This window comes from Microbacterium koreense (assembly GCF_042677105.1).
Classification (GTDB): Bacteria; Actinomycetota; Actinomycetes; order Actinomycetales; family Microbacteriaceae; genus Microbacterium; species Microbacterium koreense.
Window position 1 is genome coordinate 2,485,736 of record NZ_JBHTIM010000001.1, and the last position, 17,066, is coordinate 2,502,801.

At 69.2% G+C, this 17,066-nt stretch carries 14 protein-coding genes; 8 read left to right on the plus strand and 6 right to left on the minus strand.

Annotated elements, in window-relative coordinates; genetic code table 11:
* Nucleotides 1–77 precede the first annotated feature (77 nt).
* Nucleotides 78–1,973, plus strand: a complete 1,896-nt coding sequence (locus ACFQZV_RS11720; RefSeq protein WP_378753784.1) for a chorismate-binding protein — start codon at nt 78–80, stop codon at nt 1,971–1,973.
* 23 nt (nt 1,974–1,996) lie between these two features.
* Here ACFQZV_RS11720 and ACFQZV_RS11725 read toward each other — a convergent pair whose 3' ends face one another.
* Nucleotides 1,997–3,334, minus strand: a complete 1,338-nt coding sequence (locus ACFQZV_RS11725; protein WP_378753786.1) for a M50 family metallopeptidase — start codon at nt 3,332–3,334, stop codon at nt 1,997–1,999.
* 82 nt (nt 3,335–3,416) lie between these two features.
* Here ACFQZV_RS11725 and ACFQZV_RS11730 point away from each other — a divergent pair, with 82 nt between their 5' ends.
* From ACFQZV_RS11730 to ACFQZV_RS11740, 3 genes are all read left to right on the plus strand, one after another.
* Nucleotides 3,417–3,989, plus strand: a complete 573-nt coding sequence (locus tag ACFQZV_RS11730) for a hypothetical protein (protein ID WP_378753788.1) — start codon at nt 3,417–3,419, stop codon at nt 3,987–3,989.
* Nucleotides 3,990–4,090: 101 nt separating this feature from the next.
* Complete coding sequence (locus ACFQZV_RS11735; protein WP_378753790.1) at nt 4,091–4,813, plus strand: YcnI family protein; 723 nt, start codon at nt 4,091–4,093, stop codon at nt 4,811–4,813.
* Between the two features lie 68 nt (nt 4,814–4,881).
* Nucleotides 4,882–6,540, plus strand: a complete 1,659-nt coding sequence (locus tag ACFQZV_RS11740) for a Mur ligase family protein (protein WP_378753792.1) — start codon at nt 4,882–4,884, stop codon at nt 6,538–6,540.
* A 7-nt stretch (nt 6,541–6,547) separates the two neighbouring features.
* Here ACFQZV_RS11740 and dxr read toward each other — a convergent pair whose 3' ends face one another.
* Together dxr and ACFQZV_RS11750 are read right to left on the minus strand one after the other, a co-directional pair.
* Complete coding sequence (dxr, locus tag ACFQZV_RS11745) at nt 6,548–7,636, minus strand: 1-deoxy-D-xylulose-5-phosphate reductoisomerase (RefSeq protein ID WP_378753794.1); 1,089 nt, start codon at nt 7,634–7,636, stop codon at nt 6,548–6,550.
* 30 nt (nt 7,637–7,666) lie between these two features.
* On the minus strand, nt 7,667–8,602 hold the full coding sequence (locus ACFQZV_RS11750; protein WP_378753796.1) for an FKBP-type peptidyl-prolyl cis-trans isomerase: 936 nt from the start codon (nt 8,600–8,602) through the stop codon (nt 7,667–7,669).
* Nucleotides 8,603–8,776: 174 nt separating this feature from the next.
* Here ACFQZV_RS11750 and ACFQZV_RS11755 point away from each other — a divergent pair, with 174 nt between their 5' ends.
* Entirely contained in the window at nt 8,777–9,478 is a 702-nt protein-coding gene (locus tag ACFQZV_RS11755; RefSeq protein WP_378753812.1) for a lysophospholipid acyltransferase family protein, read from the plus strand.
* Between the two features lie 4 nt (nt 9,479–9,482).
* Here the strand turns inward: ACFQZV_RS11755 and ACFQZV_RS11760 are convergent, their stop codons facing one another.
* On the minus strand, nt 9,483–9,956 hold the full coding sequence (locus ACFQZV_RS11760) for an OsmC family protein (RefSeq protein ID WP_378753814.1): 474 nt from the start codon (nt 9,954–9,956) through the stop codon (nt 9,483–9,485).
* A 53-nt stretch (nt 9,957–10,009) separates the two neighbouring features.
* Between ACFQZV_RS11760 and ACFQZV_RS11765 the strand changes: the two genes are divergently transcribed.
* The 3 genes from ACFQZV_RS11765 to ACFQZV_RS11775 are packed head-to-tail and all read left to right on the plus strand — an operon-like array spanning nt 10,010 to nt 12,556.
* Nucleotides 10,010–10,999, plus strand: a complete 990-nt coding sequence (locus ACFQZV_RS11765) for an asparaginase (protein ID WP_378753798.1) — start codon at nt 10,010–10,012, stop codon at nt 10,997–10,999.
* 55 nt (nt 11,000–11,054) lie between these two features.
* Nucleotides 11,055–12,173, plus strand: coding sequence for an alanine dehydrogenase (ald, locus tag ACFQZV_RS11770; protein WP_378753800.1), 1,119 nt, complete (start codon nt 11,055–11,057; stop codon nt 12,171–12,173).
* Nucleotides 12,170–12,556, plus strand: coding sequence for a pyridoxamine 5'-phosphate oxidase family protein (locus ACFQZV_RS11775; RefSeq protein WP_378753802.1), 387 nt, complete (start codon nt 12,170–12,172; stop codon nt 12,554–12,556). Before ald ends, ACFQZV_RS11775 begins: the two co-directional genes overlap by 4 nt.
* Nucleotides 12,557–12,564: 8 nt before the next feature.
* Here ACFQZV_RS11775 and ACFQZV_RS11780 read toward each other — a convergent pair whose 3' ends face one another.
* Both ACFQZV_RS11780 and ACFQZV_RS11785 read right to left on the minus strand, forming a co-directional pair.
* Nucleotides 12,565–14,127, minus strand: coding sequence for an APC family permease (locus ACFQZV_RS11780; RefSeq protein ID WP_378753804.1), 1,563 nt, complete (start codon nt 14,125–14,127; stop codon nt 12,565–12,567).
* Between the two features lie 31 nt (nt 14,128–14,158).
* A complete protein-coding gene (locus ACFQZV_RS11785; RefSeq protein ID WP_378753806.1) occupies nt 14,159–17,053 on the minus strand; it encodes an FtsK/SpoIIIE domain-containing protein in 2,895 nt (964 codons plus the stop codon).
* Between the last annotated feature and the right edge of the window lie 13 nt (nt 17,054–17,066).

Consider the following 17,066-nt stretch of genomic DNA (forward strand, 5'->3'; position numbering starts at 1 on the left):
ATTCGTGAGAGACAGACCGCCCGAAGAGGCGGTTTTTTCGTCCCACGACGGCCGCCCGAACCATGAAAGGCCCGGCGATGCCCCCGAGCCCTGCCCCCCTGGCCGCCGCGATGACCGGTGGAAAGCCCTTCGCGCTCATCGCGCGCGAGCCGGATACCGTCGAGCTGCTGACCGGCGATGTGATCGACGTCGAGCTCCTCGGCGACATCCCCCTGCATGGCTCTGACGGCGCGCCGCATGAGGTCCTTGCTCTCGTGCCGTTCCGCCAGGTGCGCGAGCGGGGGTTCGCCTGCCACGACGACGGCGCCCCGCTGCGGTGCCTCATCGTCCGCGATCACGTGGTCCTCGATCGCGCCGCGGTGATGCGGGCTCTCCCCTCCGAAACGATCCCTCTCGAAGACGCGGGGTTCGATATCGCCGACGAGGAATATGCCGACATCGTGCGGCGGGTGATCACCGACGAGATCGGCCGAGGGGAGGGCGCGAACTTCGTCATCCGACGGGATTTCACCGCCGCGGTCTCAGCCGACCCCGTGGCAACGGCGCTCACGTGGTTCCGCGCACTTCTCGAGCACGAACGCGGCGCCTACTGGACGTTCGCGATCGTCACCCCCGGGCACATCGCGGTGGGTGCGAGCCCCGAAGCCCACGTGAGCGCGCATGACGGAGCGGTGACGATGAACCCGATTTCGGGAACGTTCCGCCACCCCGACGGCGGCGCGACGGCCGAGACCCTCAGCGAATTCCTGCGGTCGACGAAGGAGACCGAGGAACTCTTCATGGTGGTCGACGAAGAACTCAAGATGATGAGCGCGGTCTGCTCGGACGGTGGCCGCATCACCGGTCCGCATCTGAAGGAGATGTCGCGGCTCACGCACACCGAGTACATGCTGACCGGTCGCAGCGGCCTGGACCCCCGTGACATCCTGCGCGAAACGATGTTCGCGCCGACCGTGACGGGATCTCCGATGCAGAACGCCTGCACGGTGATCACACGGCACGAGCAGTCGCCGCGGGGCTACTACTCGGGCGTGGCCGCCCTGTTCACGCCGCGGGACGGCGGTGATGCCTCCCACGACGTGGATGCTCCGATCCTCATCCGCACCGCCTACCTGCAGGATGGTCGGCTGCGGGTGCCGGTCGGGGCCACGCTCGTGCGGCATTCGGATCCGTACGGCGAGGTCAGCGAAACCCATGGAAAGGCCGCCGGCGTGCTCGGGGCGATCGGCGCGGTTCCCCGCGACAACGCCCCGACGACCGCGCCGGACGAGGACGCCCCGGTGGCCGCTCCGCGCCCGCTCGCCGAGGACCCCGACATCGCCGCGCTGCTGCGTTCACGCAACGAGCGGCTCGCGGCGTTCTGGATCGAGCCGCAGGATGCCGACGGCGGACCATTCCAGGGGCGTCGTGCGCTCGTGGTCGACGCTGAGGACCGGTTCACCACGATGCTCGCGCACCAACTGCGCCACCTCGGACTCGACGCGACCATCGCGCCATGGAGCGAGGTCACCGACACGCAGGTCGCGCAGGCCGAACTCGTGGTCTTCGGCCCGGGCCCCGGCGACCCTCGCGACCCGCAGAATCCGCGCATGGAGCGGATGCGGCAGGTCATCGCGCTCCGCCGCGAAACCGGCCGCCCGCTGTTGGCGGTGTGCCTCAGCCATCAGATCCTCGCCGATTCGCTCGGCATCGATCTCGGCCCCTTGGCCGAACCGCATCAGGGCGTGCAGAAGACCGTCCCGGTGTTCGACGGCGCCGCGTCGATCGGCTTCTACAACACCTTCACCGCGCGGGTACCGGCCGGAACGACCCAGGTCGGCGAGGCGTTCGTGTCGGCCGACGCGAACGGCGATGTCTCGGCGCTGCGCGGCCCGGGATTCGCATCCGTGCAAGGGCATCTGGAGTCGATCCTGTCGCGCGACGGTATGACGACGCTGGAGCGACTCGTCGCCCACTCCCTCGCCGACGCCTGAGGACCCCGCGCCGCGCCGCGGCGTCAGAGGATCGAGACGGGGTTGAAGAGGTCGGCCAGGATCAGCACGCCGCCCATCACGAGCAACGCGATGAACACCGCGAACGTCACCGGAACGAGCTTGGTGGCATCCACCGGTCGTGGCGGAGGCCGGCGGAAGAGCTTGGCCCAGACACGCTTGACCCCGTCCCACAACGCCACCACGACGTGGCCGCCGTCGAGGGGCAGCAACGGGATGAGGTTGAACAGGAACAGCGCGATGTTCAGCGATGCCAGCAGCCCGATGAATCCGGCGACGCGATTGAGGACGGGCGACTCCGACGCGGCGACCTCACCTGCGAGGCGACCCGCACCGACGACGCTCAGCGGTCCGTCGGGATCGCGTTCCTGACCGGTGAAGAGGTCGACGCCGGTGTCCCAGACGCGCACCGGCAGTTGCCAGAGGATGCCCGATACGGCCGTGACGTTCTCGAACGCCGCCTGCGGTCCTGCCCAGAGGGGCTGTCGAACGAACTCCCCCGTCGGCCCGACGCCGATGAACCCCACGTCGACGAGCACGGGCTCACCGTTCTCGTCGGTCACCGCCCGCCCGAACTCGTCGGTCTCCTGCTGTGTCACGCGAGCCGGGGTGAGTTGAAGGGTGATGTCTTCGCCGCCGCGCTCGACGACGACGGTCAGGTTCTCGCCGGGTGCGGCGCGCACAAGGGTCGACACATCGGTGAACGTGTCGACGGGTGTGCCGTCGATCGACACGATGGTGTCGCCCGGCTGCATTCCCGCCTCGGCGGCCGGCACCGACTCCGCGTCCGGTCCGCACGCCGTCTGCCCCACAATCGGGAGGCACTCGCTGACACGTGCGATCGTCGTCGTGGCGGTCTGGATGCCGATGCCGCTGAGGAGGATCGCGAACAGCACGATCGCGAACACCAGGTTCATGAACGGCCCGCCGAGCATGATCACGACGCGCTTCCATACGGGGAGCCGGTAGAAGACACCGTCCTCCGCCCCGTCGGTGAGTGTCTCGTCGTTGGCGGTCCGGGCATCCTGCACCATCGTGGCGAAGAATCCTCCGCCGGCGCGTCCCGACTGCCGGCCCGCCAGCGCGGCCTCTTCTTCCTTCGGAGAAGGCGGATACATTCCGGCCATCGAGATGTAGCCGCCGAGCGGAATCGCCTTCAGCCCGTACTCGGTCTCGCCGCGTCGGCGCGACCACAACGTCGGCCCGAACCCGACCATGTACTGGCTCACGCGCACACCGAACCGCTTGGCCGGAACGAGGTGACCGATCTCGTGGAGCGCGATCGAGACGGCGAGGCCGACGACCAGCAGCACGACGCCGATGATGAACGCGAGGATCTCCACACCCACACGCTACTCGCGACTACCTTGGCTTTCCCTTCGAACAGGCCCGGTGTGCCCTACGCTGTCCCACGGAATGGCACACATGAGCACACGGGCGACGCGCGCCCTCCGTGGCGTTGCGGCGAGCGCCGTCGCGACGTGGACCGCGGCGGTGTCGCACACGGTCGGCGGCGGCCATGCCCCCTCGCCACTCGTGCTCCTGATCGTCACGGCCCTGGCCGCGCCGCTGTGCGTCGCGCTGGCCGGGCGTGCACTCAGCCTCCTGCGAGTGATCGTCGCGGTCGGCCTCAGCCAGGTGCTGCTCCACGTGACGTTCTCCGCGACGGCCGGGCTCGACGGCATCGCCGGCGATGGCCACGTGCACGGCATCCCGGTTCTCTCCGCAGGCGCGACGCCGGAGATCGGGCTCGAGGGGCCCATGGTGATCGCGCACATCCTCGCTGCGGTGCTCACGGTGCTCGCGATGTATCGGGGCGAGCGGATGCTGCACGCCCTGGGCCGCGGCATCCGGCGTGTCTTCGTCCGCATGCCCCCGCAGCCGCAACCGGCGATTCCCCGCGCGGTGCACTCGTGCGTCGGCGGTTCGCGGCCGCGCCCACGACGTCGCACCGACGTCCACGACCTCTCCCGACGCGGACCGCCCGCGTTCGTCTGAGCGGCCACCGCGCCGCATCCGTTCCCCGCCGCGTCGCGAGGGGAATCACCTGTGCGCGCCCGCCGGGCGTATCGCGCATCAGACGATCCGTAGGAGAAACCATGTCCCGCACCACCCCCATCCGCCGCCGCGCGGCACTCGTCGCCACAGGCCTTGCCGGCGGCGTCGCACTCGCCGTCGCCGCCCCGCTCGCGGCATCCGCGCACGTCGTCGTGTCGCCGGGCACCGCGACCGCCGGTGGCTACTCGGTCCTCACCTTCGCCTTCAGCCACGGCTGCGACGGTTCGCCGACCACCGCGCTGGCGATCGACCTTCCCGAAGGGATCGAGTCCGTCGCCCCCGAGATCGCGCCCGGATGGTCGATCGAGGCTGTCGGCGCCGACGAAGGTGTCGCCACCGAGGTGATCTTCACCGCCGACGAGCCGATCGACGCTCACCTGCGGGCGACGGTGTCCGTCCAGGTGAAGTTCGCCGAAGACACCGCCGGCCAGACGGTGGCGTTCCCGGTCGTCCAGAGCTGCGTCGAGGGCGAGAACGCCTGGGTCGAACTCGCAGAGGAGGGGCAGGACCCGCACGATCTCGATGCCCCCGCTCCACTGGTGACGATCGCGGCGGCCGAGGGTGACGGCCATGACCACGGCGACCACGGCGACGAGACCGACGCCGGCGAAGAATCACACGACGAAGAGATGGCGGATGCGGAGACCACGGCAGCGCCGGCCACGGACGACCCGGTGGCCCGCTGGCTCGGTGCCGGTGGCCTCGTGCTCGGCCTTGCCGCGCTGATCACCGCGCTCGTCCGAGGCCGCTCGCGCGCGAGCTGACACACCGCGTCGGGTCCGGTCCGACGTGCCCGGACCCGACAGGTGCGGGGTGGTTAGATGGACAGGCCATGCCCACCGATTCAGCGCCCTCCAACATCCCGCCGGTCCTGCGCCCCGACGACCCGCCGGTGCACATCCTGGACGATCTCGCGGCGCGTTTCGCCGACGAGGTGCGTGGTGAGACCGCCGGCATCCGCTTGTCCGGGATCACCCTCGCCACCGCCGACCTGAACGCGGGCGACGTCTTCGTCGCCCTGCAGGGCGGCGCGCGGCACGGGGCGGAGTTCGCGACGGATGCGGTCGCCCGCGGTGCCGTCGCGATCGTCACCGACGCGGCGGGAGCAGACCGCGCCGCGGCCGCCGGTGTTCCGGTGATCGTGGTCGACGACCCGCGTGCGCGGCTGGGAGATCTCTCGGCCTGGGTGTATCGGACGGGCCGCGGCGACGACCTGCCGATCCTGTTCGGAACGACCGGAACCAACGGCAAGACCAGCGTCTCGCACCTCCTGGAGGGGATCCTCGAACAACTCGACGTCGTGACCGGGTTGTCGTCGACGGCCGAGCGGCACATCGCGGGCCAGATCATCGTGTCGCGGCTCACCACGCCCGAGGCCTACGAGATGCATGCGCTCCTCGCCCTCATGCGCGAGCGCGGCGTCGAAGCCGTTGCCGTGGAGGTGAGCGCACAGGCCCTGTCACGCCGCCGCGTCGACGGGATCGTTTTCGATGTCGCGGGCTTCACGAACCTGACGCACGACCACCTCGACGACTACGCCGACATGCGCGAGTACTTCGAGGCGAAGATGCCACTGTTCCGCCCCGACCGGTCGCGTCGCGCCGTCATCAGCGTCGACCACGCGTCGGGCACTGAGGTGTTCCAGCGGTGCGAGGTGCCGGCGGTCACCGTCGGTACACCCGACATCGCCTCGGACGTCGACGCCGCGCGCGCCGCGGACTGGGTCGTGGAGATCGTCGACGAGCGCCAGGACGGCACGCAGTTCCGCCTGTCCGGGCCCGATGGACGCACCCTCACGACAGTGGTGCCGGTGATCGGTCGGCATATGGCGGCGAACGCAGGTCTCGCGATCGTCATGATCCTCGAGGGTGGGTACGCGTGGGAACGGATCGTCGATGCGCTCGACGGCTCCCGCATCCAGGCGTATCTTCCCGGACGCACCGAGCTGGTGAGCGCGGCGGAAGGACCCGCGATCTACGTGGACTTCGGACACTCCCCCGATGCGTTCGAAAAGACCCTGGCAGCCGTGCGTCGCGTGACGCCGGGCACCGTCGTAATGCTGTTCGGCGCCGACGGTGACCGGGATGCCACGAAGCGCCACGACATGGGGCGGACCGCCGTGGAGGGCAGCGACATCCTGATCGTCACCGACCACCACCCTCGCTTCGAAGAGCCTGATTCGATCCGCGCCACGCTGATCGAGGGCGCGCGCCGCACGCGCCCCGACGCCGACATCCGTGAGTTCTCACCCCCCGAGCGCGCGATCATCGAAGCGGTGGCCCTCGTCGGCGAGGGAGACGCGATCCTGTGGGCGGGTCCCGGCCACCAGGACTACCGCGACATCCGCGGAATGCGCACGCCCTACTCGGCCCGCGAACTCTCGCGCCGCGCGCTGCGCGCCGCCGGATGGCCCGTCATCGAGCCGCGCTGGCCCGTTCCCTACCCTGACGAGGAGACGCCCGCGTCCGACCCGCTGCGTCCCGCCTTCTGACCGAACCTCAGCGGCCTGATCTGGCGATGACCCGGTCGGCCTCGGCGCGAGCCCAGGACTCGGCATCGGCAAGGGTCTCGCGCGTCAACTCTGCCGGGGGTTCGTGGTCGTCGACCACCCGGTCGATCGTCTCGACGATGCCCGGGAAGGACAATCGACCCTCGTGGAAGGCGTCGACGGCCTGCTCGTTGGCCGCATTGAAGACCGCCGGATAAGTGCGCCCGGCGCGTCCCACGCGCTTGGCGAGGGTGACCGCGGGGAACGCATCGTCGTCGAGAGGCTCGAACGTCCATGATGAGGCGGTCTGCCAGTCGAGCGGGCGGCCGACGCCCGAGACGCGGTGCGGCCAATCCAGACCGAGCGAGATCGGCAGACGCATGTCGGGGGGTGACGCCTGGAGGATCGTCGATCCGTCGACGAACTCGACCATCGAGTGCACGATCGACTGCGGGTGGACGACGACATCGATCTCGGCGTACGGCACGTCGAACAGCACGTGGGCTTCGATGACCTCGAGCCCCTTGTTGACGAGGGTGGCGGAGTTCGTGGTGACGACGCGTCCCATGTCCCACGTGGGGTGGGCCAGCGCCTCCGCTGGCGTCACCGCTGCGAGGTCAGCGGCGCGCCTGCCGCGGAACGGCCCCCCGGATGCGGTGAGCACCAGGCGCCGCACCTCGTGTCGGTCACCGGATCGCAGAGCCTGGGCGATCGCGGAGTGCTCCGAGTCAACCGGCACGATCTGCCCCGGCGTGGCGAGGGCGGTGACGAGGTCGCCGCCGACGACGAGCGATTCCTTGTTCGCGAGGGCGAGTGTGCGACCCGACTCCAGCGCGGCCAGGGTGGGCCCGAGTCCGACCGAGCCCGTGATGCCGTTCAGGACGACATCGGCGTCGACATCGCGTACGAGGTCTTCGGCCTCCGCCGCTCCCACCGCGGTGTGCTCGACCTGAAACTCGGCGGCCTGGGTTTCGAGCATCGCCCGATCCGAGCCGACGGCCAGGCCGACGACGTCGAACCTGCCCGGATGGGCGCGGATGACGTCGAGCGCCTGTGTGCCGATCGAACCGGAGGAGCCGAGGATCAGAACGCGCCGCATCCCGTCAGCCTACCGACCGCGCGGGGAGCGTCAGCTGCGGGTGGTCTCGATGATCTCGACGACGAACACGAGGGTCTCGCCCGAGAGCTCGTGACCGCTGCCGGCTTCTCCGTATCCGCACGCGGGCGCCATCGAGACGAGCACCGTCGAACCGACGGTCTGGCCTTCGAGCGCCCGCTGGAAGCCTGCGACCACCTGGTTGGTGGCGAACGTGGCGGTTTCGCCGCGTTCCCAACTAGAGTCGAAGACTTCGCCGTCACTCCACGCCACTCCGGTGTAGTTCACCGTCACCGAGTCGCCCGGCTCGACCGTCTCGCCGTCACCGGCCTCGATGACCTCGACCTGCACGCCCTCGGGAGCCTCGGCATCCGGAATCGTGATCGTCGGAATCCCGTCATCCGAGAACTCCACGGTCGGGAAGTCGTCACCCGGCTCGGTGACCGCGCACCACTGGTCCGCAGGGGTGACCTCGAGCACGTCGATCACGTATACCTGCGCCGCGCCGGTGTCGGTCGCGGGAGTCGTGACGGCCAGGCGCGAACCCTCCGTCGCGCATCCGAAGAAGATGTCGGCGCCCGTGCCTGCCTCGATCGGCATTGCGGGCAGAGCAGCGCCATCGAATCCGCCCTCCTGCAGGAGCTCGCCCGTCGACGCGTCATAGAGCGACAACGCGTACGAGACATAGTCTCCGCTGGCGATCGAAGCCCCATCACCTTCGATGACGACCGTACGCTCGGCCTCAGCGACCTCGAGCGGTGACACGAAGGTGACGACCGGGGTCTCACCGACGGCGCCCTCCACCGACACCGCGGTCACCACGTCACCGTCGGGCGCCGCGGACGCACAGAGGTCGACACCCGCGCCGTCTGCCGTCGGGGTGGCTTCGGGTTCCGCCGCGGAGCACCCGGCCAGCGCGAGCAGGGCGACGGCGGACAGAGAAAGAGCGACGAGGGGGCGAATGCGCACGAGTGAACCTCAAGATCGTTGGCGGGAAGACTCCATCCTCCCCCACGTTCCCTTTGGTCCGCCTGTGAACTGCGCATTCCGTGAGCGGAATAGGACCGGGAGTACCCTCGTCGGGTGACCTCCGAGGCCGAGAACGATGCGATCGACGGCGACCTCGAGACCTCCCCTCGCCGCATGGGTGCGACGTACGCTCTGGGTCGCACCGTCATCCGCCCGCTCGCGCGCCTGGTCTACCGCCCGCACATCGACGGCAAACACCATGTGCCGCGCACGGGCCCGGTGATCTTCGCGAGCAATCACCTGTCGTTCATCGATTCCATCGCCATCCCGGTCGCAGCACCGCGCCCGGTGCATTTTCTCGCGAAGGCCAGCTACTTCGAATCGTGGAGCTCGCGGCAGTTCTTCACCGCCATCGGAGCGATACCGGTCCAGCGAGGCGCGGGCCAGGCCGCCTTGGACGCGCTGGATCAGCAACGTCGACTTCTCGATGCCGGTCGCGCGGTCGCGCTCTATCCCGAGGGCACGCGGTCGCTCGACGGTCGGCTGTATAAAGGGCGCACCGGCGTGGCCTTCCTCGCCCTTCAGACCGGCGCCCCGGTTGTCCCCGTGGGTCTGCGTGGAACCGACAAGATGATGCCCGTCGGCGCGAAGGCGCCGTCACTGCGGCATCGCATCACGGTCTCCTTCGGTGCGCCGCTCGACCTGGCGCATTTCGGTCCGGCGACGTCGGGCCGGGCGCGGCGACTGGCGACCGACGAGATCATGTCGGCCATCCATACGCTGTCCGGGCAGGAATTGGCCAACGCCTACAACGAGGCTCCCGCCGAGTCGCCCATCGAGCGCATCAAGCAGGTGCTCCCCCACGAACGCCGCTGACGCATCAGCCGGCGACGACGATCGTCGCGTCGTGACGCACGGGGAAGTTGACCGAGTTCGCGATGAAGCACCACGCGTGCGCTTGTGCGTGCGCGGCGGATGCGGCCTCCACCATCGAAGCGTCGGCCACCGTCACTCGGGGTCGCAGCACGACTTCGCGGAAAGCACCTCCCCCCGAACCGTCGAGCGCCATCACGCCCGATGCGTCGTCGGCGTAGTCGACAACGACGACTCCCGCCGTGACACACGCATGCAAGTAGGACAGCAGGTGACACTCGCTCAACGCGGAAAGGAGCAGATCTTCGGGATTCCACCGGGACGGGTCGCCGCGGAAGGGCTTGTCGGCCGAGGCGAGCAGGACGGGCTTGCCTTCGATCTCGACGGTCACGTCACGGTCGTAGTCCCGGTATCCCGACGTGCCCGTTCCCCGGTCACCGGTCCATGTCGTCCGCACCCTGTAGTGATGCTCACCCCGCATGGCGATCAGTCTGTCATGCCGTGCGCGGACGGTCACGGCGATAGGCTGGCGAGGTGTCGCAGACCTTCCCCGTGACGGGCTCCGTCGAACTCGCCGTCGTCGAACGCAGCGGGTTCGTCGAATCGCGCCACGCCGGTGCTGCGATCGTGCTGGCACCCGACGGGAGCGTCGTGGAGAAGCTCGGCGACACCTCGGCACTCGTGTTGCCGCGGTCGAGCCTGAAGCCCGTGCAGGCGCTTGCCTGCCTGACCGCGGGGGCCGAACTCGACGGGGAGCGCCTGGGCCTGGCGACCGCGAGCCATTCGGGCACCGACCGCCACGTCGCCGTCGTGCGCGACATCCTGACGACTGCGGGCGTGGGTGAGGATGACCTCGGGTGCCCCGAGGCGTGGCCGACCGACCCGGCCTCGCGCGCCGAGATGGTACGCGAACTGCAATCCCCCGCACGCATCCGCATGAACTGTTCCGGCAAGCACGCGGCCATGCTCGCCGCGACCGTCGCGAACGGGTGGGATGCCGCAAGCTACCTCGACATCAACCATCCGCTGCAGATGCACATCCGCGAGATCATCGAGCGTCTCACCGGCGAGAAGCTGACGACGTCCGCGATCGACGGATGCGGCGCACCCGTCTACCCGATGACTTTGTTCGGGCTGGCGCGGGCCATCCACCGGATCGGCACGTCATCCACGACCTCCCCTTTCGCGTTGCACCGCAACGCAGCCGCGCTCGTGCAGACCGTGCGCGAACACCCGTGGACGATCGCCGGTCCCGGCCAGCCGGACACCGTCGTCGCCGAGCGGCTCGGCGTCTTCGCCAAGGGCGGCGCCGAAGGAGTCATGGTCATGGTCGCCCCGAACGGCACCACCGTCGCCCTCAAGATCCTCGACGGGTCGGGGCGCGCCGCATCCGTCGTCGGACTTCGCCTGCTCGAGCGCGCCGGCGCGCTCAGCGCGTCGGATGTCGCCGAGGCATCCTCTGGTCTCTCGCTGTCGGTCTCCGGCGGCGGCACACCCGTCGGGGCGATCCGCCCCGCGTTCTAGGTCGCTCCCACCAGGAGCAGGTTCGCTCCAACGGAGGAGCGGAAAGGATCACACGATGAGGATCAGCGTTCCCACCGAGGTGAAGAACAACGAGTATCGGGTTGCGCTCACGCCGGCGGGGGTCCACGACCTCGTTGTCGCCGGTCACGAGGTGTTCGTGCAGCGCGGGGCGGGTACGGGCTCATCGATGCCCGACGCCGAATACGAGGCGGCCGGCGCCACGATGCTCGACGACGCCGCCGACGTCTGGGCGCGGGCGGAGTTGCTGCTCAAGGTGAAGGAGCCGATCGCCTCCGAATACGCGTACTTCCGCGACGACCTCGTCATCTTCACCTACCTTCACCTCGCTGCCGACCGCGCGCTCACCGATCGCCTCGTCGCCGACGGCGTGACGGCGATCGCCTACGAAACCGTGCAACTGCCCGGCGGAGGTCTTCCGCTGCTCGCCCCGATGAGCGAGGTGGCCGGACGCCTGGCTCCGACCGTCGGCGCCGCCACCCTCATGCGTTCGGCCGGCGGCCTCGGCCTGCTCATGTCCGGCGTGCCCGGTACTCGCCCTGCATCGGTCACGGTGATCGGCGGAGGAGTGGCCGGGGCGAACGCCGCGGTGGTCGCCGTCGGGCTGGGCGCCGACGTGACGGTCTTCGATACGAACGTGCAGCGCCTGCGCTACCTCGACGATCATTTCCAGGGTCGCGTGAAGACAGCAGCATCGAATCCCCTCGATCTGGACAACGCGGTCGTGGCGTCCGACCTCGTGATCGGGTCGGTGCTGATTCCCGGCGCGAAGGCACCGAAGCTGGTCACCAACGACATGGTCGCGCGGATGCGGCCCGGCTCGGTCCTCGTCGACATCGCGGTGGATCAGGGCGGATGCTTCGAGGACACCCGCCCGACGACGCATGCCGACCCGACGTTCCCCGTGCATGGCAGCGTGTTCTACTGCGTCGCGAACATGCCCGGCGCCGTGCCGAACACGTCCACATCGGCGCTCACGAACGCGACGCTCCCCTACGTCCGGCAGATCGCGCGACGCGGGTGGCGGGAGGCGCTACGCGCGGACGACGCACTGGCCGCGGGGCTCAACACGGTCGCCGGTGGCATCGTCAATGCGGGTGTCGCCGCAGCACACGGTGTGGAACCGGCATCGCTTGTGAGGGCGCTGGACGGATGAGTGCGCAGCTCACCGCGGACGGACGCCGATTCATCAGCGACTATCACCTCGCGACGCTGTCGACGATGGGGCCGGGCGAGGTGATCCATGTGGTTGCCGTCGGCTTCACGTACGTCGACGGAGTCGTGAGGGTCATCACGAGCGACGGCAGCCAGAAGGTGCGCAACATCGAGCGGGATCACAGGGCGACCGTCGCGCAGGTGGGCGGTCCGCAGTGGCTGAGCATCGCGGGGACGGCACGGGTCCTGCGTGATCCGGATGCGGTCACTCACGCGGTCGAGCTCTATGCGGTTCGCTACCGGCAGCCGCGTGTCAACCCCCGGCGCGTGGTCATCGAGCTCACTCCCGAGCGCGTGCTCGGGTCTGCAGGACTGTGGGACTGACCCGACCGTCAGACTCCACCGTCGATCGAGCGAGTGAGCTCTCCCGGCGCATCCGGGACCATCACCGGCGTGTCACGGTTGAGGCTCTCGCCGCGGAAGAAGCGCTGGGACCGCGGGAACAGGAACCAGACGAACATCAGGACCACGCCGATCGCGAGCGCGCCCACACCGACGACGAAGGTGCCGCCGATGCCGAACAACACGGTGTATCCGTAGTCGACGTCGTACATGTCGATCGCCGACTGGATGAAGGCGTACGTGAGCATCAGCGCCCCGAGTAGCGGCAACAGGAACTTGTAGACGACGTTGCGCGCTGAGGTGAAGAGTTCCTTGCGGAAGTACCAGACGCACGCGTAGCCGGTGATGGCGTAGTAGAACGCGATCGCAAGACCGAGGGACAGGATGGAGTCCTGCAGGATGTTGTCGCTGATCAGGGTCATCCCGATGTAGTAGATCGAGGCGACGATGCCCATCACGAGGGTCGAGAACGACGGCGTCTTGTACCGCGGGTGGACCGTCTTGAACTTCGCGGGCAACGCGCGGTAGACGGCCATCGAGAGCGTCCCGCGAGCGGTCGGCAGGATGGTGGTCTGGGTAGACGAGACCGCCGAGATGAGGACGGCGACGACGAGCACCCACCCGAACGGTCCGAGGAGGCCGTCCTTGATCGCGAGGAAGAAGTCGTCGGCGTTGGCTTCGTTGCCCAGTCCCGTTCCGGTTTCGCCGAGCCCGGCATACATCATCGCGGCGACGGTGACCGAGACGTAGGTGAACAGCAGCAGAACGCACGTCAGGAGCGCGGCCAGACCGGGGATCCGCTTGGGATCTTTGGTCTCCTCGTTGAGCGCGAGGCACGTGTCCCATCCCCAGTAGATGAACAGGGCGAGCAGGATCGCCTCGGTGAAGCCGCTCCACTCCGCAAAGCCGAAGGGGTTGAACCATGCCCAGTCGAAGGGCGTCGGGTTCGGCGCCGTTCCGCCGAAGTACTGCCACAGCGCAGCGATGACGAAGATGGCGAGGGCGAGGTACTGGATGGCCAGCAGGATGTTCTGCAGCCGCTCACCGATTTCGGTTCCGCGCCACGACACGTACGTCATGAGCGCGATGAACACCACACCGGTGGCTGTCACCAACGGCACGTTCTCAGCGAGGAGCGCGTCGTCGGAGCTGCCGATGATCCCGTCGACCAGCGCCCACAGATAGATACCGCCGATCTGCGCGAGGTTCGCGAGGACGACCATGCCCGCCACCGCGACGCCCCACCCGCCCATCCAGCCGACCCAGGGGCCGAAGGCCTTCGTGCCCCAGGTGAACGTCGTCCCGCAGTCGGGCACGGCATTGTTGAGCTCGCGATACGCGAAGGCGATGAAGAGCATCGGGATGAAGGCTATGACGAACGCGATGGGCGCTTGCGCGCCCACAGCGAGCACGACGAAGCCCAGCGTCGCGACGAGCGAGTAGACCGGCGCCGTGGAGGCGAGACCGATCACCGTCGATCCCCACAACCCCAGGGTTCCGGCGGCAAGACCCTTACCCTCGGGACGGTTCAGATGGATCGGCGTTGTAACCACAAGCTGAACGTATGGTGGCCCCCTCATCCCGTCAAGACACCGACGCATGACGCTCCGACCGAAGGTGAGGGTCCGGAAGGACGATCCGCACGGCGTCCTCACCACAACTGAGCAACCACGCCCGCCCGCCGGGGCCGGCGTACGGAGGAATGTCGCGAGACGCGGCGAGCATCCGGTAGTCCGCAGCACACGACGTGTCGATGACGAGATCATGGTCGGCACGCACGGCGCCGAGCAATCGCCACTCACGCTGCCATTCGTCCGGGTCACCGACGACCACCAGCAGTTCCTCGCCTGCGACCGTGGGATCGGCTCGGTAATCGTCGACGCTCACGATTCGGATGCCGCGCGCGGCCCACGCCTCCAGGATTCCTCGCGCCGCGGCCATGCGCCGGGTGACGAATCCCGTCAGGTGCCGTCGCGGAAACCATCTGTCGGCGTCGACGACCGGCCTCGCTTCGCTCGAATCAGGCGTGCTCTGAGCGACCTGGACCGCCAGCCCGTCCCATCTTCCGCGGCCCGGCGGTGATGCAGGCGCGTAATGGGCCGGGTCTCCCCCGGCGGCGATGTGTTCCGCGCGCGACGTCGTGGCGAGGATCAGTCTGCGCGGAAGCAGGTCGACGATACGCGCGACGGGCCCGGTGAGACGCTGCGTCGCCACCACGACGACGATGCCCGTCGTCCCGGCTTCTCTCACCAGCCGCTCGATCCGCTCGAAGACGATCTGGGCGTGATCGGCGGGCAGGCGTGTCGCGATCGTGTCGATGTCATCGATCACGACGACGGCGCCGCGGGGTGGCGTGGCGTCGAGGTGGGCCATCGTGTCCCAGAGCGCTTCCGCAGTCGCCGGGACGCGAACGGATCCCGACGACTGCGACGCGAGCGTCTCGAGCGTGACAGACTTCCCCGCGCCGGGTCCGCCGACCACCAGCAGTCCACGCTCCCCCGAGGACAGACCGATCGCGCGCTGCCGCTGCCGATCCGGCTCGTCCGCCAGGCCGACAACGAGTTCCGAGGCGACGGCATCCGGCGCGCAGAGGAGCTCCGCGAGACTCACGGATGCCGGCAAGGGGGGAAGCCATGGTCGCCGCGCCGGTGCCGCCCCCACGCACGCGGCGGCGACCTGCGCGACGTCATCGGGCGTGCTGAGCGCGACGCGCAGTCGCTGCGGCGTGCTGTCTGCGGCCGCGCGGACGAGGGCCATGCCTCTCGAATCCGCGGATCCCGGAAGCAACGCCGCGTCCTCGACCCCTATGACCGCGCGGCTGTCGGCGGCATCCGTCACGCGCAGGCTGATCCTCAGCGGGCAGTTGGCAAGCAACCCGTCGCGGATGACTCCGGCGACGCGCTGGGTCCCGAGGATGAGATGCACTCCCAGCGCACGCCCACGCGCGGCGACATCTGAGAAGACCGCCTGGAGCTCAGGGTGCCCGGCGAGCAATGCCGCGAACTCGTCGACGACGACGACGAGCCGCGGGATGTCCACACGGGCGTCGCTGATGTCCCGCGCCGCTCGGCGACCGAACTCCCGTTCACGCCACCGCATCTCGGCGTTGAGGCTCTCGATGGCCCGCAGCGCCCCCGCGCCGTCGAGGTCGGTGATCACGCCCGTCACGTGCGGCAACTCGCGCAAACCGTCGAACGCCGTCCCGCCCTTGAAGTCGGCGAGGAGGAAGCTGACCTCACGCGGGGAGTGGACGGCGGCAAGCGACAGGATCCAGGTGATCAACAGCTCGCTCTTGCCTGCTCCCGTCACTCCCGCGACGACGGCGTGCGGGCCATCGTGGACGAGGTCGACGGTGACGGCGCGGTCCCGATCGGTTCCCAGCACCGCGGTGAGTCCCCCTCGCTCGCCGGCTGCGGTTTCGTGTGGAATCGACGCCCAGGCCACCGGCGCATCGTCACCCACGGCGATCCGCCCGGTGCGCGCGGCCCGCTCGGACAGATCGGCCGCAACCACCTCGGCCTGCACCACGCTGATCGCTTCGACGGCGAGCGTTGTCGTGCACTCCCCGTCGTCGAGCCTCGCTCGCATCGGCGAGTCGACTGTCAGCACGACGGCGCACTCAGGTGGGAGCGTGCCGTCGCGCGGCACCCGCACGAGCATCTCGTCAGCGCGGGCGTCCCTCAGATCCGCGTGAACGGCGAGCGCGGTGCCCGTTGTGGCGTGGCGGTGCGGCAACGACTCGATCCACTCCTCACCATCAGGGACGTTTCCCACGATCCGCAGGTCTCCTGGTGGCACCGCGAGGCAGCGTTGAAGGATGAGTGCGCGGTGCACGGCGGCCGCCGGGATCTCGGCCCCCGTCACGACGATGCCTCGCCCCGCCGCCACGACGACAGGCGCCTCGACGAGGCGCAAGGCCGCCGCACGGATAGACCTGGACTCCGGCTCGTCGCCCCCGCCTGTCACCCGCACAGCGCTGGCAGTCTCGCCTTCTCCCACCACGAGGCCGTCACGCCGTTCGGACACGGCTCGCCAGATGTCGTCCTCGCGTGTGAGGTAACGCAGCGCGTCGGGATGTCGGGCGCGCCGCCGAGCGCGCTCTCGATCGTGCCGCGCGCGCACCGCGTCCGAGACACGGCGGCGCGCTCGCGCTGCCTCCCTCTCCGCGACACGACGATCCCGCCGCGCGCCACGCCGATGATCGACGACACCGGCGATCGCGATCAACGGCCCGAGGCCTGCGAGCAACAGCGCGTAGAAGGAACCGGTGACGAGCCACAGCACAACCGCGCCGATGACCGGAACGGTGGCTGCGACGAGCGGGAACGGCGGGCGCCGTGGAGGCGTCCATGGGTCCGGAAGCGTCAGTGGCTCGTCGTCCGGCGTCGAATCCGTTGTCCGCGCAGTGGGCTCGGCGGGCGGCTCAGCCTGCCGATGGAGGTCGGCGACCCGGCGTGGAGCGAAGAACGGTGGAGACACATCACCATGTCAG

What these genes read in the sequence shown, in the direction of transcription:
- ACFQZV_RS11720 (WP_378753784.1), top strand. Translation starts at nt 78, where the DNA reads ATGCCCCCGAGCCCTGCCCCCCTGGCCGCCGCGATGACCGGTGGAAAG.
- ACFQZV_RS11730 (WP_378753788.1), top strand. Translation starts at nt 3,417, where the DNA reads ATGAGCACACGGGCGACGCGCGCCCTCCGTGGCGTTGCGGCGAGCGCC.
- ACFQZV_RS11735 (WP_378753790.1), top strand. Translation starts at nt 4,091, where the DNA reads ATGTCCCGCACCACCCCCATCCGCCGCCGCGCGGCACTCGTCGCCACA.
- ACFQZV_RS11740 (WP_378753792.1), top strand. Translation starts at nt 4,882, where the DNA reads ATGCCCACCGATTCAGCGCCCTCCAACATCCCGCCGGTCCTGCGCCCC.
- dxr (WP_378753794.1), bottom strand. Translation starts at nt 7,636, where the DNA reads ATGCGGCGCGTTCTGATCCTCGGCTCCTCCGGTTCGATCGGCACACAG.
- ACFQZV_RS11755 (WP_378753812.1), top strand. Translation starts at nt 8,777, where the DNA reads ATGGGTGCGACGTACGCTCTGGGTCGCACCGTCATCCGCCCGCTCGCG.
- ACFQZV_RS11760 (WP_378753814.1), bottom strand. Translation starts at nt 9,956, where the DNA reads ATGCGGGGTGAGCATCACTACAGGGTGCGGACGACATGGACCGGTGAC.
- ald (WP_378753800.1), top strand. Translation starts at nt 11,055, where the DNA reads ATGAGGATCAGCGTTCCCACCGAGGTGAAGAACAACGAGTATCGGGTT.
- ACFQZV_RS11775 (WP_378753802.1), top strand. Translation starts at nt 12,170, where the DNA reads ATGAGTGCGCAGCTCACCGCGGACGGACGCCGATTCATCAGCGACTAT.